Below are 16,135 nucleotides of genomic sequence, written 5' to 3' on the forward strand. Positions count from 1 at the left end.
ATGTAAAATAACGATACTTCTAATCAATACTTTGCGACGATGACTTATTGTGTGGCCATGCGCCTGAATGCCGGGCTGGTGTTTTTATCGGATTCGCGGACCAACGCCGGCGTCGACCAGGTCGGCACATTCCGCAAACTGAGCGTGTTCGAGGTGCCCGGCGACCGCATGATGGTGATGATGACGGCCGGCAACCTGTCGATTTCGCAATCGATCCGCCAGCTGCTGTCCGAACTCAAGACCGATGACGGCCACAGCATCTGGACCGTGCCCAGCCTGTACGAGGCGGCCCGCATCCTCGGCCAGGCGGTGCGCCAGGTGCACGAGCGCGAGGCCAAGTCGCTGGCCGATTTCGGCATCGAATTCAATGTCAGCATCATTTTCGGCGGCCAGATCAAGGGCGAGCGCTGCCGCCTGTTCCAGATTTACTCGGCTGGTAACTTCATCGAGGCGCACGACGAGAACACCTATTTCCAGATTGGCGAGGCCAAATACGGCAAGCCCATCATCGACCGCGTGGTGACGCCCACCACCTCGCTGGACGACGCCGCCAAGTGCGCGCTGATTTCCATGGATTCCACGCTGCGCTCCAACGTCTCGGTCGGCCTGCCGCTGGACTTGCTGGTGTACGAGAGCGACCGCCTGGCCGTGACCCATTTTGTAACAATTGATGACCGCAACGAGTACTTCCAGATGATCCGCAACACCTGGGGCCATCAGTTGAAGAGCGTTTTCGAAGGGCTGGAGGCGCCGGTGTGGAACGCCGCGCCCGAAACGCCGGGCAATGTGTTGCATTCAACCAACACTGGCAGCAAGCCGGTGCGGGTGACGCCGCCGGCCGGCCTGGCGCCGACCGTGGCCAGTCCGCCATTGCAGACCTTGTCCCAGCAATTTTACGATGGACAGCAGTAATGCGGCCGGTGGCCCACCCGGCCTATGGTAGTATAAAAGCAAGCCATCACGGAGCACCGCATGTCTGACGCCATCTTCTCGGTCGACACCTTGTTGAAATACATGGGCAATGACGACAAAGCCCTGTCCATCGTCTCCAAGATCGTCCGCGACGCCTGCGCGCCGCGCATGACGCCGTTTGAAACAGCCGGCGCCCTGCTGCGCGAGGGCCGCCTGCCCGAGGCCGGCAAGATTTTCCACAGCCTGCGCGGCTCCATCGGCGCATTGGGCGCCAAGCGGCTGGTGGCCGCGTCCCTCAAGCTGGAGCAGGCCATCGCCGAGCGCCAGACCGAACTCATCCCTTCCCTGTTTGCCGCGCTGGAATCCGAATACCAGCTGGTGCTGCACGAAGCCGACGACTGGCTGCGGCGCGCAACGCCCGCCGCCTGACGCATCATTCACGATTTATGAAGTCGGACGCATGCTGCAGCGCACAGCAGGCTGCTGCTCGAGCGTAACTTTTTTGCCATTAACGAATGGTTACAATTGTTACCCCTGTTTGCCATGTACAGACGAGTTGCGCAAAATCTTCATGCTAATATCGCCAGCACTTGCCGAATGTGCGCCGTGATTTGCAACAACTTTGTAGAATCGCGCCTGACGTTTCATTTCGCAAGTTATTGTGCATGTGACAATTTGCCGATACGCAAGTATAATGGTGCAATGCATCGTGACAGATGTACACTGAGTACGACTGCTTTATAACAAAGGTCTAATTTATGGAATTATTCAACAAGTCTGGTGTGTTGGTATCTGCGGTGCTGGTGAGTATCGGCGCTTTGATAGCCTGCCAGGCTCAAGAGGATGCAATTCCATCGCCGACGGTGATCGAAGCCGCCGCCATGCAGATCGGTCCCGCCGGCCAGCCGGCCGCCGAGCGCCGCCTGCAGGAATGGGCCGATCAGGGCTCCCCTGTCGCCCAGCGTGAACTGGCGCTGCGTTACCTGTCGCACCCGGACAAGCGCCGCGAAGCCATGCAGCTGTTCGAGCGCGCCGCCAGCGCCGGCGACGCCCAGGCCGCCGTTGGCCTGGTGGGCATGGCGCATGATGCCGGTACCAGCCGCGTCGGCAGCGCCGGCAGCGCGCTGAACGCCGGCCGCGTGCTCAAGGAAGCGGCCACCGCCAATTACGTGGCCCACTGACGCCGCCCTATCGTCAATGAACAAGCCGCCCACCCTCCGGTGCCGCGGCTTTTTTCTTGGGGAGTGATGCATGGACCGCCTGCGCGCGCTGGAAGTGTTTGTGGAAGTCGTCAAGCGCGACGGCTTTGCCCGCGCCGCCGAGGCGCTGGACACCTCGCCCGCCAACGTCACCCGCTACATCAGCGACCTGGAAGCCCACCTGCAGACCCGTCTGCTGAACCGCAGCTCGCGCAAGATGTCGCTGACGTCGAGCGGCGAGGCGCTGTTCGAACGCGCCAAGTCGATCCTGGACGATGTGGCCGAGGCGGAAGCCATCGTCTCCTCGGCCGCCTTGCAGCCGCATGGCGTGCTGCGCATCAACGCGCCGCTCAGTTTCGGCGTGCTGCACCTGGCGCCGCTGTGGGCCAAATTCATGCGTTTGTATCCGCAGGTGGAGCTGGACGTGTCACTGATCGACCGCGTGGTCGACATCGTCGAGGAAGGGTATGACATGGCGGTGCGCATTTCGCGCGCCGGCGCGGCGTCCAATGTGGCGCGCAAGCTGGCCACCTCGCACAACGTGCTGTGCGCCTCGCCCGACTACATCCAGCAGCGCGGCATGCCGCGCTCACCGGCCGACCTGCTGCAGCACGACGGCATCGGCTACAGCTACGCCGCCACCGCCGACGCGTGGCATATGCTGGACGCCGCCGGCCAGCCGCACTCAGTGCGCATGCCGTGCGTGATGCACACCAATAACGGCGACACCGCACGCGCCGCCGCGCTGGGCGGCCTCGGCATCATCTGGCAGCCCACGTTCCTGGTCGGCGCCGACCTGCGCGCCGGCCGCCTGCAACGCGTGCTGCCCGACTATCACCTGCCGGAGATGGATGTGCTGGCAGTCTATCCAAGCCGGCGCCATCTGAGCGCCAAGGTGCGGGTGATGATTGACTTCCTGGTGCAAGAGCTGTCCGGCACGCCGCCGTGGGACCGCGTGGCTTAAAGTTCCGTTTTTCCGTTTGAGGCAGATCATGCGCCTGGCTGCCTGAGCGCCGATACTCGCAGTTTGCGGAGGACAGGCGACGATGGAAACCACACAATCCCGGGCAGCATTTCGCGACCAGTTGCACGCATTCACGCAGCAACACCGCGCCGGCCACTGGCGCGGCAGCTTTGCCGAGTTTCTGGAACAGGTGCTGCCGGCCGCGCCCGTGCAGTTCGCCCGCACCTCGCATCAATATATCTGGGACATGCTGCGCTGGAGCGGCAAGGATGGCGGTGACGGCAAGCTGCGCTGCCCGCTGTTTGCCGATGAACTGTTCGGCATCGACGACGCCCTGGCCCGCGTGGCCGACTATTTCAAGGCGGCGGCCGCCGGCTCGGAAGTCGGGCGGCGGCTGTTGCTGCTGCTGGGGCCGCCGTCCGGCGGCAAGTCGACGCTGGTGATCCGCCTCAAGCGCGGGCTGGAAGAGTACAGCTACACCGACGCCGGCGCCCTGTATGGCATCGCCGGCTGTCCGGTGCGCGAATCGCCGCTGCACCTGGTGCCGTACACCTTGCGCACCGGTTTCCGTGACAGTTATGGCGTCGACGTGGCTGGCGAGTTGTGTCCGCATTGCCGCGCGCGGCTGGAGAACGAACTGGCTGGCGACTTCCTGCGCATGCCGGTCGAGCGCATCTTCATCTCCGAGGCCGGTCGCAGCGCCATCGGCACCTACGCGCCGCACGACCCGAATACCGCCGATATCGCCGACCTGGTCGGTTCGGTCGACCTGTCGCGCGTGGCGGAATTCGGCGACGAGGGCGACCCGCGCGCGTGGTCGTGGTCCGGCACGGTGTATGCGGCCAGCCGCGGCCTGCTGGAAATGATCGAAATCCTCAAGGTCAAGCGCGAGTTCTTGTACCTGCTGCTGACGCTGACGCAGGAAAAAAACGTCAAGGTCGCCCGCTTCCCGCTGATTTATCTGGACGAAACCATTCTGGCCCACACCAACCTGGCGGAGTTCCGCAAGTTTTTGCTGGAAAGCGAAAACGAGGGCCTGCTGGACCGCATGGTCATCGTGCAGGTGCCGTACACCCTCAACTACCGCGAGGAAGCGCGGATATACCGCAAGCTGATCCTGGCGGCGCCGGCCTTCCGCGACGTGCATCTGGATCCCCACGTACTGCATGCGGCCGCCGTGTTTGCCGTGCTGAGCCGATTGCACGAGGGCGAGGAGCGCGAGAGCGACCTGGCCAGGCGGGTGCGCATCCACGGCGGCGAGGAGGTCGACGGTGTGCATCACAACGAGGCATTGCGGGTGCGCAACAAGGAGCGCTCGCCGGACGAGGGCTTGTCGGGCGTGTCGCCGCGGTTTGTCATCAATGGCCTGTCGCACGCCATCATCCAGTCGTCGCGCAACAGCATCAGCACCATGGACCTGTTGCTGGCGCTGAAGGATGCGATAGAAAGCGACGCCCGCATCGAATCGTCGCGCAAGCGGCGCTGGGTCGATTATCTGGTGATGACGCGCAAGGAGTTCTACAACCGCTGGGTGAAAGAGGATGTGCACAAGGCCTTGTTCGTGTCGTTTGAGCAGGAAGTATCCGATCTGCTGGACAAGTATCTGGACGAGGTCGAGGCGATGCTGGACAACCGCCAGGTCAGGGATCCGATCACCAGCGAGGAACGGCGGCCGGACGAACGCTTCCTGCGCGCGGTGGAGGAAAAAATCCATATTTCCGATTCCGGCAAGCAGTCGTTCCGGCAGGAGGTGGTGCGCAAGGCCATGAGCGCCTACAAGCGCGGCGAACGCTTCGGCCTGGGCAGTCACGCGCAATTGCGCGATGCGCTGCAGCAGTATCTGTTCGAGCAACGGCGCGACGTGCTGCGCCTGGTCAGCTCCGCCAAGCGGCCGGACGACGAGGTGCGCGCCAAAATCTCGGCCGTCGAGCAGCGCCTGGTGGACGAGTACGGCTATGACAACCATTGTGCGCGCGAAGCGCTGAATTACGTCACCACGCTGTTGGCACAGGAGTGATATGCACCACGATTGGTACGACCTGTTTTCCCGCGGCGCGCGCGACTGGCTGCGCCACAACGACAAGGTGCGCGAGGCGGTGCGCCAGCATCTGCCCGAGGTCCTGTCCGGTCCCGAGCTGATGACCGGCGCCGGCCGGCATGGCGTGCAGGTGCCGCTGAAGCTGCTGGAGCATGCGCGTTTCCGCCTCTCCAGCGAGCACAGCACCACCGGCGCCGGACAAGGGCCGGGCCAGCCGGGCGACATCCTGCGTTCGCCGTGGTTCGACGAGGACGACAATGGCGCCGGCAACGACGGCGGCGACATCACGCTGCTGATGGAATTTTCCGTTGATGAGATCATGGACTGGCTGTGGGAAGACCTGCAACTGCCGCAACTGAAACCACGCGGTAATTCGGCACTGGACGACGCCCAGCTGGTGCGCAAGGGCTGGGACAAGCGCGGCGCGCGTTCGCGGCTGGACCGGCGCCGCACCGTCAAGGAAGCCGTCAAGCGCCGCGCGGTGCAGCCGCAGCTGCCGCCCTTCACCAACGACGACCTGCGTTTCCGGCAACTGCTTGAGCATCCGCGGCCCGGCAACCGCGCCGTGCTATTCTTCATGCTCGACGTGTCCAGCAGCATGACAGTGGCCGAGCGCCAGTTGGCCAAGACCTTTTTCTTCCTGGCGCTACACGGCCTGCGCCGCAAGTATCACCGCGTCGACACCCGCTTCCTCGCGCACGCGGCGGAAGCCTGGGAATTCAGCGAGGCGGATTTCTTTCAGATCAGCGGCATGGGTGGCACCATGGCGTCCACCGGCTTTCAGCTGGCGCTGGAGTTGCTGCGCCAGCGCTACGATGCGGCTGGCTGGAACAGTTACCTGTTCTACGCCTCCGACGGCGACAATTTCGCCGAAGACCGCGCGGCCTGCGAAACCCTGCTCGGCGCCATGGCCACACAGCTCAACCACATGGCCTATGTGGAAACGCTGCCCGGCATGCCGCGCATGCAGGACTCCGAAATGGGCCGGTTGTGGAAACAACACGAGCACCAGGGACTGCCGATGTCCAGCGCCGTGCTGGCCAACGGCGACGACGTGTTCACCGCCATCCGGCAATTCCTCATGCAACAGGCGGCCACATGAATCTGGACGCGTACACGGCCAAACTCCATGCGCTGGCCGCCCGCCTCGGGCTGGATTATTATCCGGTGGACTTTGAACTGGTGCCGCAAAACTTCATGCTGGAGATCGCCGTCTACGGCGTGCCGGTGCGCATGCACCATTGGTCGTTCGGCCTGCGTTATATGCACCAGTTGCTGCACCAGCACATGGGCCATTCGCGCATCTTCGAGGTGATGTTTCCTGGCGATCCCTGCCGCGCCTACATGATGGACCGCAATTCGCTGGCGGAAAACGTGCTGGTCACCGCGCATGTGATCGGCCATGCCGACTTCGTCAAGCGCAACGCGCTGTTTTCGCGCTGCATGAGCATGGCTGGCGGCCACATTCTCGAACAAAGCGCCGCCCGCGCCCATCATCTGGACGACGCGCTACTGCGCCACGGCCAGCCGGCGGTGGAAGCCGTGCTGGATGCCGCGCTGGCGCTGGAAGCGCATATCGACATCCACCAGCCGCTCTACCGGCCGCCCTACCCCGACCGGCCGGCCGACGCGGCAACGGCAAGCCCAACACCGGCGCCGGACCGCTTCCGCCAACGCTACCATGCGCTGCCCGGCGAATCGGCGCCGGCGCCCACGCCGGTATCGTCCGGCAAACGCCAGCTCCCGCCCCATCCCGAGCAGGACCTGCTGTGGTTCATCGCCCGCTACGCGCCCGAGCTCAAGGACTGGGAGCGCGACATCTTCCTGGCGGTGCGCGAGGAGTCCTACTATTTTTTTCCGGTCCACGCCTGCCAGATCATGAACGAAGGCTGGGCCTCCTACTGGCATGCGCGCCTGCTGCGCGAGGCCGACTTCCTGCCGCCGCAGCTGTACCTGCAAGCGCTGCGCGCGCATTCCGATGTGGTGCGTCCCCACGGCAACGAGCAGCAACTGGCCCTGACCATCAATCCCTACCACCTGGGCTTTGCGATCTGGGAAGATATCATCGAGCGCGACGGCATTGCCGCCGCCCGGCGCATCTCTGCGGAAGAGGATGATTTCGGTTTCATCCGCAACCATCTAGGCGTAAAACTGGCCGGGCAACTCGACCTGTTCAGCTACCAGGCCCGGGCGGATGGCGAAACCCGCGTCATCAGCCGCGACCTGCACGAGGTCCACGAAGCCATCCTCGGCCCCAAATACAACTACGGCGCGCCGTGCATCGTGGTCGAGCGCATGCATGACGATTTCAGCCTGGTGCTGCGCCACGACCATGCGCGCGACGGCCGCGGCCTCGATATGGTGCAGGCCGAACAGGTGCTGAATTATGTCGCCCACGTCTGGCGGCGCCCGGTAACGCTGCACACGGTGGATTTTCGCGGCTCGGCGCGCACGCTGCGGGCTACGCCGTCAGATGCTGTTCGTACCAGCGCAAGGCCTGCTTGAGCCCGCGCCGCAGGTCATGCGTTGGCGCGTAGCCAAGCAGGTTGACGGCCTTGCTGATATCCGCCTGGGAATGCCGCACGTCGCCGGCGCGAAACGGCGCGTATTGCGGCTGGTAATCGCGCAAATGGGGATGACGCTCCACCAGCAAGGCATGCAGCATCAGGTACAGCTCGTTGAGGCTGGTGCGCGCGTTCAGCGCCACGTTGTAGACCTGGTTGACGGCCGCGCGCTTGTCGGTCAGCGCCGCCAGCAGATTCGCCTGTACGGCGTTGGCGACGTAGCAGAAGTCGCGGCTGCTTTCGCCATCGCCGTTGATGACCAGCTGGCGTTTGCCGATCATGGCGGCGATCCATTGCGGTATCACCGCCGCGTAGGCACCGTTGGCATCCTGGCGCGGGCCAAACACATTAAAGTAGCGCAGGCCGATCGTCTCCATGCTGTAGCAGCGCGCGTAGACGCCCGCGTACAGCTCGTTGACGTACTTGCTCAAGGCATACGGCGACAAGGCACAGCCGATATGCTGCTCCACCTTGGGCAGACCCGGATGGTCGCCGTACGTGGCGCTGGAGGCCGCATACACCACGCGCCGCACGCCGGCATGCCGCGCCGCGTCCAGCACCTGCAATTGGCCGCTGACGTTGATGTCGTTGCACAGCAAGGGCTCGGCCATCGACCGGCTGACCGAACCCAGCGCCGCCTGGTGCAGCACGTAATCGGCGCGGTCGCAGGCCTGGCGGCAGACGGCGGTGTCGCGCACGTCGCCCTCGATCAGCTCAAAGCAGCGCCAGGCGAGCGGCCCGACCAGCTCGCGCACCTGCTCCAGATTGTGCCGGTAGCCGGTAAGAAAGTTGTCGACGCCGACCACGCGCTGCCCCAGTTCCAGCAGCGACTGCAGCAGGTTGGAACCGATGAAGCCGGCCACACCGGTGATCACCCAGCGCAATTGTTCGCCTTCCAGCCGTTCCCGTACGACCTGGTAGGCGCTGGCGGCCGGCGTGCCGTTGTCGTAATCGCTCATCACAGCCTCCAGACGCTGCGGCCGCTGTTGCGCAGCGGATCAGGATCGAATTGGGATTTGAGGTCGATGAAGCAGCCGCTGGGGGCGATCTTGTCCAGCATCTGCCGCAGCGGCCGCGCCGACAATTCACGGTGGGCAACCGCGCTGATGACCGCCTCGGCAGCCGGCAACTCGTCCCAGGCTTCCAGCTTGATGCCGTACTCGTGCAGCGCTTCGTCGGCGTCCGCCACCGGATCGTGCACGTGGACGTGCAGGCCATAGGATTGCAGTTCGCGGATCAGGTCCGCCACCTTGGAATTGCGCAGGTCGGGGCAGTTCTCCTTGAATGTCAGACCGAGCACGTTGACGTGGCAACCTTTGAGCTTGAAGCCGGCGCGCACCATTTCCTTGACCGTTTTTTCCGCCACGAACTTGGCCATGTTGTCGTTGATGCGGCGGCCGGCCAGGATCACGTCCGGGTGGTAGCCCAGCATCACCGCCTTGTGCGTCAGGTAATAGGGATCGACCCCGATGCAGTGCCCGCCGACCAGGCCGGGGCGAAAAGGCAGGAAATTCCACTTGGTGCCAGCCGCTTGCAGCACTTCCAGCGTGTCGATGTCCAGCCGGTCGAAAATGATGGCCAGCTCGTTCATCAGCGCGATGTTGAGGTCGCGCTGGGTATTTTCGATCACCTTGGCGGCCTCGGCCACCTTGATGCTGGAGGCGCGGTGCACGCCGGCCAGCACCACCTCCTCATACAGCGCCGCCACGCGCTCCAGCGTCGCCTGGTCGTCGCCGGACACGATTTTGCGGATGGTGGCCAGCCGGTGCTCCTGGTCGCCAGGATTGATGCGCTCGGGCGAGAAACCGATGTGGAAATCGCGCTGCCAGCGCAGGCCGGAACATTGCTCCAGTATCGGCACGCAAATTTCCTCGGTGGCGCCCGGATAAACCGTCGATTCGTAGATGACCACCGCGCCAGCCTTCATGTGCCGGCCTACCGACTGGCTGGCGGCCGACAGCGCGCTGAAATCGGGATTGTGCGCCGCGTCCACCGGTGTCGGCACGGCAACAATGATGTAGTCGGCCTCTTCCAGGGCGGCCGCATCGCAGCCCAGTTCCAGCCAGCGCGCGGCGCCGAACTGCGCGGCGCTGACTTCGCCCGCCGGATCGACGCCGCGGCGGTAGCTGGCCACCTTGCGTGCCGACAGGTCCAGCCCGATGGTGCGACGGCGTGTGCCAAACGCCACCGCCAGCGACAAGCCCACATATCCCAGTCCGACCACGGCCACCACTTCCATTTCGGCACCTTTTTCCAGAGCGTTGAACAGCTGCGTCAACCGATTCTACGAGCGCCTTTTGCTCGGCCGTTTGCGGTCGATCAACGAGTGCTGAGGCGATCGTTCCTACTCTAGGGTTTTCGGGGAGATCGTCATGGGCCTGTTGCGTGTCTGGTGGGTGGTGCTGATGCTTGCCGCGTGCAGCCGCATGCACAGTGAAAGCGATCTGTTGGCCGAGGCCGGCAAACACATGGCGCGCGGCGAGGCCAGGGCCGCCGTGATTCAGTTGAAGAACGCGCTGCAGCAAACGCCGTCCGACGGCAAGGCGCGCCTGATGCTCGGCCAGCTGTATCTGGACACCGGCGACGTGCAATCGGCCGACAAGGAATTGCGCCGCGCGCTGGAATTGGGCATCAATCCCGGCGAGGTGCGGCCGCTGCTGGGCAAGGCGCTGTTGCAGCAGGGCTTGTATCAGCAAGTGCTGGACGAGATCCCCGCCGACCAGCAGCAGCCGCAGTTGCAGGCCTTGCGCGGCCACGCGCTGCTGGGCCTGAACCGCCTGGACGAAGGCCGGGCGGCATTCGAGCAGATCATGTTGCGCCATCCGGACAGCGCGCCCGCCCTGCTCGGCCAGGCGCGCCTGGCGCTGCTGGATGGCAATCCGGACGGCGCGCGGGCGCTGGTGAAAAAAGTGCTGGCGCAACAGCCCGACAATATCGAAGCGCTGCGGCTGCACGGCGACATCCTGCGCCTGCTAAACAAAAATGACGAGGCGCTGGCCGCCTACCAACGCATCTTGCAATTGCGGCCGGTGCAATTGCAGCCGCATGTGGACATGGCCAATCTGTATATCCAGTCCGGCAAGCTGGCCGAGGCGCGCAAGGAGTTGAGCATCGCGCGCCAGGCCGCACCCAACAGCCTGATGCTGATCTACACGCTGTCGCTGCTGGAATTCCGCGAAAACAAGATGACCGCCGCGCAGGATCATCTGGCCATGGTGCTGCGCGCCGCGCCGGACCACCTGCCCAGCAATCTGCTGATGGGGGCGGTATTGCGCAGCAAGGGCGCTTACACGCAGGCGGAGCAGCACCTGCGCAAGTTCCTCGAATCCAATCCCGGCAATCCCTACGCCAGCAAGCTGCTGGCGTCCACGCTGATGAACAGTGGCTCGCCGGAGCAGGCGCTGGCGGTCGTCGCGCCGCTGTTCGACAGCCAGCAGCAGGATCTGGAGATGATGACGCTGGCCGGCGAACTCTATATGCGTCTGCGGCAATATGCCCGCTCGGCCGAGTATTTTGAACGCGCCAGCAAGCTGGCGCCGCAGACGCCGCTGTTGCACGCGGCCCTGGCCATGAGCCATATGGGCATGGGCGATACTGACCGCGCTGTCGCCGAACTGGAGCACGCCGCCGGGCTCGATGGCAAATCGTCGCGGGTCGCCACGCTGCTGGTGCTGAGCCAGATCCGCAACAAGCAGTACGACAAGGCGCTCGATACCGTCAAGCGGCTGGAAGCGCAGGCGCCGCAAAATCCCATGGTGCAGAACCTGAAAGGCGGCGTGCTGTTGATCAAAAGCGATCCAGCCGCCGCCCGCGCCAGCTTCGAGCGCGCGCTGGCCATCGATCCACTGTTTCTGCCGGCGCTGGACAATCTCACCAGCATGGATCTGAAGGACAAGAAGCCGGAGGCGGCGCGCAAGCGCATGGAAGCATCGCTGGCCAAGGACCAGGACAATACCGCTATCATGTTGGCGCTGGCGGACCTGGCCTTGAAACAAGGCCAGTTGAAGCAGACGCAAACGTGGCTGGAACGGGCCGTGCAGGCCAAGCCGGAGGCGCTGGAACCGTCGATGCGGCTGGCGCATTTCTACTCTCGCAACAATGAGGTACAAAAGGCGCTGACGCTGGCGCAAAAGCTGCAGGCGACCAATCCCGGCAATGCCCAGGTGGTGGCGCTGGTTGCCGCGCTGCAGTCGCGTATCGGCCAGGACGAGGCGGCGTTGGACAACTGGAACAAGCTGGCGGTGCTGCAGCCGAACTCGCCTTTGGTGCAGCACCAGCTGGCGGGCGCGCGCGCCGAAGTCCATGACAAGGAAGGCGCGGCGCAGGCCTTGAGCAAGGCGCTGGCGTTGTATCAGCAAGACTATGACAAGCGTCCGAGCAGCACGGCCTTGCTGGCACTTTACGGCGCACTGGTGCAGGCCGGCAGAACCGACGAGGCGCGCTCGCGGGTCCAGCAATGGCTGGCCAGCCACGGCAGCGATGTCACGACCCGGGTCTATTTTGCCAGCAGCCTGTTGGCACAGAAGGACTATCCGGCCGCGATTGCGCAGTTTGAGCAGGTCGTCAAGCAGGTGCCGACGGAGGTGATCGCATTGAATAATCTGGCGTGGCTGTATCAGCAGCAACGTGATCCGCGCGCGCTGGAGTACGCGGAAAAGGCGCACCAGTTGGCGCCAAACAGCGCCATCGTCACCGACACGCTGGCGTGGGTATTGGTCGAGCAAGGCAAGCTGGCGCGCGCGCTGCCGTTGCTGAAGCAGGCCTTGGCACAGGTGCCGGACAATGCGGAAATCCGCTATCACTACGGCGTGGCGCTCGCGAAATCCGGCGACAAGCGCGGCGCGCGCCAGCAACTGGAGCCGCTGCTGGCCACCAAAGGCTACGACCGCCGCGACGCCGTGCTGGCCTTGCTGGCACAGTAGCCGTCATGCCGATGCGCGTCTGCGCCGCCAGAATCGCGGCTGTGGCATTTTTTGCAGCGCTAGCCTTATCGCTGTCTGTCTATCCAATCGCAGACACGCCGGCCACAAGCGCCTCGCTGGCGGGCGGGCAGTTGGCCGGATACTGGCTGTTAGCGGTACTCATCGCCTATGCGCTGTTACTCTGGCGGCGTCCGTCCGCGTGGCTGGCGGCCCTCCCCGCGCTGTTGCCGGTGCTGGATCTGGCCCCCGCGACCGGCTGGTTCTTTCTGGAAGAAATCGACCTGCTTCTGATGCTCACGGCCGCCATCACCTGGTGGCGCCTACCGCGCGACCTTGCGGACCTGCCAACATGGCCCCCCCTCTTCCGCGCCGGGCTGCTGTTGATGGCGACGTCATGCGCAATCGGCTTGTGGCGCGGCCTTCAGCCATGGCCGCCGCTAGACGTGAACACCTTCAACAACTACCTGAGTTCCGCCAACGCCTTGCGGGTCGCCAAGGGTTGGCTCTGGACGCTGATACTGCTACCGCCCCTACGCCACGCCGTCGGCGCGGACCTGCGCGGCATGCGCCAATACCTGCTGCCGGGCATGATGCTGGGCTTGCTGATGGTCACGACCGCCGCCATTCGCGAACGCATCCAGTTTCCCGGCCTGCTGAATTTCGCCAGCGCATACCGCATCAGCGCGCCATTTTCCGCGATGCACACCGGCGGCGCTGCGCTCGATGGTTACCTGGCCCTGTCCACACCGCTGCTGGCAGCCTGGCTACTCGACCGCAGCACACCGATCCGCGTTCTGGCCGCGCTCATGCTGCTGCCGCTGGCGCTATACACCGGTCTGGCCACATTCTCACGCGGACTGTACGCCGCGCTGGCAACCGCGCTTATCATCGTGGCAGCCGGCAAGACATGGCGCCGCCCGCGACTGATCGCCGCTGGCGCGGGAACGTTGGCAACGCTGGAGCTTGCGTTTCGCCTCGGCGGCTATCGGGCCTACCTGCCGATGCTGGTCCTGGCCACACTACTGCTGATGGCCATTGCCCGCCGCAGCCCAACGCTGATACTGGCCGCCATGCTCGTATCGGGTCCACTCATACCGTTCTACCATGGCTATTATGTCAACGAACGCTTCAGCACCGTCGGCAACGACTGGACAGTCCGCCTGAAGCACTGGCAACAAGCACTAGCCATCATGAACGATGACACCGCCACAAATTGGCTCGGCATGGGCTTCGGCACATTTCCCGCCACCTGGTACTGGCACAACCCGCAGCGCGAAGTGCCGCCCAGTTACCAGTTGATCGATCAAGGCCCCAATCGGCATCTGCGCCTGATCGCCGGTGAGTACGCGGCCGGCTACGGCGAGTTGCTGCGCATGCTGCAACCGGTGACCGTCACGCCGGGGCAGCAATACATGCTGGGCATCGATGTTGCCAACCACGGGCCACCAGCCTTCCTGCATGTCAATGTCTGCCAGCGGCAGCTCCTGTATCCACAAAACTGCGTGGCGGTGCCGCTGCGGCAGATCCCGCATGCCTCCGGGTGGCAACGCTACCAGTTCCCGCTGCATGCCGGCCGATTAGGGGGCGACAGCCTTCCGGTCAAACTGGAAATTGCCGCCGAGGGCAGGCAGGCGGTGCTCGATATCGATAACGTCAGCCTGCGCAGCATGCCGGAAGGCCGTGAACTGCTGCGCAACGGCAGCTTTTCCGACGCCAACGATTACTGGTTCTTTAGCAGTGACCGCAATCACCTGCCCTGGCATATCAAGAATCTCGCGCTCAATCTGTATTTTGAGCTGGGCTGGCCCGGCGTGGCCGGTTACGGGCTGATGCTGCTCAGCGCGGTCAGCGTTTTGCTGCGACGGGGCGACACCGCCTGGCTGGCCGCCTTGGTCGCTTTCCAGATTGTCGGCCTGTTCGACAGCCTGGTCGATGTCCCCCGCCTCACGTTGCTGTCCACCCTGCTATTGTGCGCGGCAGCGCTGCAAACAAGGAGTACCCGATGAAAACCCTGCGCCGCATCGTCTTTCTGCTCAGTTTACTTGCCGGCGCCCGGGCGGACGACCTGAGCCAGATGATTGAAGAGGTCAAGCCATCGGTAGTCGGCATCGGCAGCCTGCAGCAGACGCGCGGACCGGCGGTCAGCTTCATCGGCACCGGCTTTGTAATCGGCGACGGCTTGACCGTCATCACCGCCGCGCACGTGGTCAACGATCTCGTCGACCAAGGCCAGACCGCCACGCTAGGCGTGCTGGTACGCACCGCCGCCAATGCGCATTTCCGCGCCGCCACGCTGATCGCCATGGACAGAGACCACGACTTAGCCAAGCTGCGCATCACCCGTGGCAGTCCCCTGCCCGCGCTGCGCATCGGCGATTCCAGCAAGGTGCGCGAAGGCAAAGCGCTGGCCTTCATGGGCTTCCCGCTCGGCATGGTGCTCGGGCTGAACCATGTGACGCATCGCTGCATTGTCTCCGCCATCACGCCGCTGGCCACGCCGGCCATCACCGCCAGGCAACTCGATGGCAAGACCGCCCGTCAATTGCAAAAGCCCGGCTATGCCGTGTTTCAGCTGGACGGTACGGCCTATCCCGGCAGCAGCGGCAGTCCGCTGTTCGATCCGGCAACTGGCGAAGTGGTCGGCGTGGTCAACATGGTCTTCGTCAAGGGCGTGAAAGAGTCGGCGATCACCGCCCCCAGCGGTATCACCTATGCGATACCGGCCAACTATCTCAAGTCGCCCCCGATATCAGACGGCCGGTGATACCCGGCTCATCCCAGGTCGGGAAAAAATAGGGATAGAACGATCGCTCGCTGCCATGTTGTTCCATCAAGCCGCCGAATTTGCGGATTTGCTCTCCCATGTATTCCAGTTCCAGCCGCAACAGCACGGCCGGCGCGCCCACGCGCGTACACTCGCGCTCGCCGCCAAAGTCGCGGAACCCCAGCATGCGCTTGTAGAACATGACGTGGCGCGGGTTTACTTCAATCACGTAATCGGTGTAGCCATGGATGTTGTGCGCATATATATACGAAATGTGGATCAGCGCGGCAAACACGCGCTTGGACACGCCCTTGTCGATGGCCAGCCGCGAGGGCTCGCATAGCCGGCGATGCTGGGCGCGCAGCTCGTCCAGCTTGTCGCGGAAATTTTCGTCGGCCGGCAGGCCGATGTCGTCATTGTCCAGGCACAGCGACATGGTGCCGACGGTCTGGCCGCCGGTTTCGGCAAACAGCGTGATTTTGTTTGGTGCATGGGTCACGCCGTGATCGACTGCATAGCCACGCCAGCCATACATTTTTTTCAGCAGCAGGCTGGCCGCTTCGCGCCGCCCCTGCGAGTTGGCCATACGGATATGGAACAGTTGCTGATCCAGGGCGTGATCTAACGCGGCTTCGGCCTTTCCTTCGCCGATAACAAGGTCGCCTTCGACCTCGAAAGAAACAATAGCATCGTCATATTGCACGGTTGGCTTCCTTTCAGGTGGTACATATGCATGAGACACCCGCTGAGTTTGAAAGTTCCGTCGATGCTC

13 protein-coding genes are annotated in these 16,135 nt (G+C 63.9%); 10 read left to right on the forward strand and 3 right to left on the reverse strand.

The window, feature by feature from the left end:
• Positions 1–39: 39 nt before the first annotated feature.
• From FHW58_RS06285 to FHW58_RS06315, 7 genes are all read left to right on the forward strand, one after another.
• On the forward strand, positions 40–912 hold the full coding sequence (locus FHW58_RS06285) for a proteasome-type protease (RefSeq protein WP_179672188.1): 873 nt from the start codon (positions 40–42) through the stop codon (positions 910–912).
• A 60-nt stretch (positions 913–972) separates the two neighbouring features.
• Positions 973–1,341 (forward strand): Hpt domain-containing protein, encoded by a 369-nt coding sequence (locus FHW58_RS06290; RefSeq protein ID WP_179672189.1) that lies wholly within the window; start codon positions 973–975, stop codon positions 1,339–1,341.
• A gap of 452 nt (positions 1,342–1,793) precedes the next feature.
• Complete coding sequence (locus tag FHW58_RS06295; protein WP_229265065.1) at positions 1,794–2,093, forward strand: hypothetical protein; 300 nt, start codon at positions 1,794–1,796, stop codon at positions 2,091–2,093.
• Positions 2,094–2,163: 70 nt separating this feature from the next.
• Positions 2,164–3,075, forward strand: a complete 912-nt coding sequence (locus tag FHW58_RS06300; RefSeq protein ID WP_179672191.1) for a LysR family transcriptional regulator — start codon at positions 2,164–2,166, stop codon at positions 3,073–3,075.
• Positions 3,076–3,157: 82 nt separating this feature from the next.
• A complete protein-coding gene (locus FHW58_RS06305) occupies positions 3,158–5,092 on the forward strand; it encodes a serine protein kinase (RefSeq protein WP_179672192.1) in 1,935 nt (644 codons plus the stop codon).
• Position 5,093: 1 nt separating this feature from the next.
• Positions 5,094–6,215, forward strand: a complete 1,122-nt coding sequence (locus tag FHW58_RS06310; protein ID WP_179672194.1) for a DUF444 family protein — start codon at positions 5,094–5,096, stop codon at positions 6,213–6,215.
• On the forward strand, positions 6,212–7,618 hold the full coding sequence (locus tag FHW58_RS06315; protein ID WP_179672196.1) for a SpoVR family protein: 1,407 nt from the start codon (positions 6,212–6,214) through the stop codon (positions 7,616–7,618). The genes FHW58_RS06310 and FHW58_RS06315 overlap by 4 nt, the downstream gene beginning before the upstream one ends.
• Here FHW58_RS06315 and FHW58_RS06320 read toward each other — a convergent pair.
• Together FHW58_RS06320 and FHW58_RS06325 are read right to left on the reverse strand one after the other, a co-directional pair.
• A complete protein-coding gene (locus tag FHW58_RS06320; protein ID WP_179672197.1) occupies positions 7,575–8,636 on the reverse strand; it encodes an SDR family oxidoreductase in 1,062 nt (353 codons plus the stop codon). The two genes, FHW58_RS06315 and FHW58_RS06320, sit on opposite strands and share 44 nt — an antisense overlap.
• On the reverse strand, positions 8,636–9,916 hold the full coding sequence (locus tag FHW58_RS06325; protein ID WP_179673298.1) for a nucleotide sugar dehydrogenase: 1,281 nt from the start codon (positions 9,914–9,916) through the stop codon (positions 8,636–8,638). Before FHW58_RS06325 ends, FHW58_RS06320 begins: the two co-directional genes overlap by 1 nt.
• Before the next feature lie 133 nt (positions 9,917–10,049).
• On the opposite strand from FHW58_RS06325, the gene prsT reads away from it, so the two are divergent.
• Genes prsT through FHW58_RS06340 form a run of 3 tightly spaced genes read left to right on the forward strand, consistent with a single transcriptional unit; the run spans position 10,050 to position 15,363 of the window.
• Complete coding sequence (prsT, locus tag FHW58_RS06330) at positions 10,050–12,599, forward strand: XrtA/PEP-CTERM system TPR-repeat protein PrsT (RefSeq protein ID WP_179672198.1); 2,550 nt, start codon at positions 10,050–10,052, stop codon at positions 12,597–12,599.
• 5 nt (positions 12,600–12,604) lie between these two features.
• Positions 12,605–14,605, forward strand: coding sequence for a hypothetical protein (locus tag FHW58_RS06335; protein ID WP_179672199.1), 2,001 nt, complete (start codon positions 12,605–12,607; stop codon positions 14,603–14,605).
• The gene (locus tag FHW58_RS06340) at positions 14,602–15,363 is read left to right on the forward strand and encodes a serine protease (RefSeq protein WP_179672200.1); all 762 of its coding nucleotides are present in this window, start codon (positions 14,602–14,604) and stop codon (positions 15,361–15,363) included. Before FHW58_RS06335 ends, FHW58_RS06340 begins: the two co-directional genes overlap by 4 nt.
• On the opposite strand, the gene FHW58_RS06345 is transcribed toward FHW58_RS06340, so the two are convergent.
• Complete coding sequence (locus tag FHW58_RS06345) at positions 15,332–16,066, reverse strand: long-chain N-acyl amino acid synthase (RefSeq protein WP_179672201.1); 735 nt, start codon at positions 16,064–16,066, stop codon at positions 15,332–15,334. The genes FHW58_RS06340 and FHW58_RS06345 overlap by 32 nt on opposite strands.
• Positions 16,067–16,135: the final 69 nt, after the last annotated feature.

The organism is Duganella sp. 1224, assembly GCF_013408245.1.
GTDB lineage: Bacteria > Pseudomonadota > Gammaproteobacteria > Burkholderiales > Burkholderiaceae_D > Rugamonas.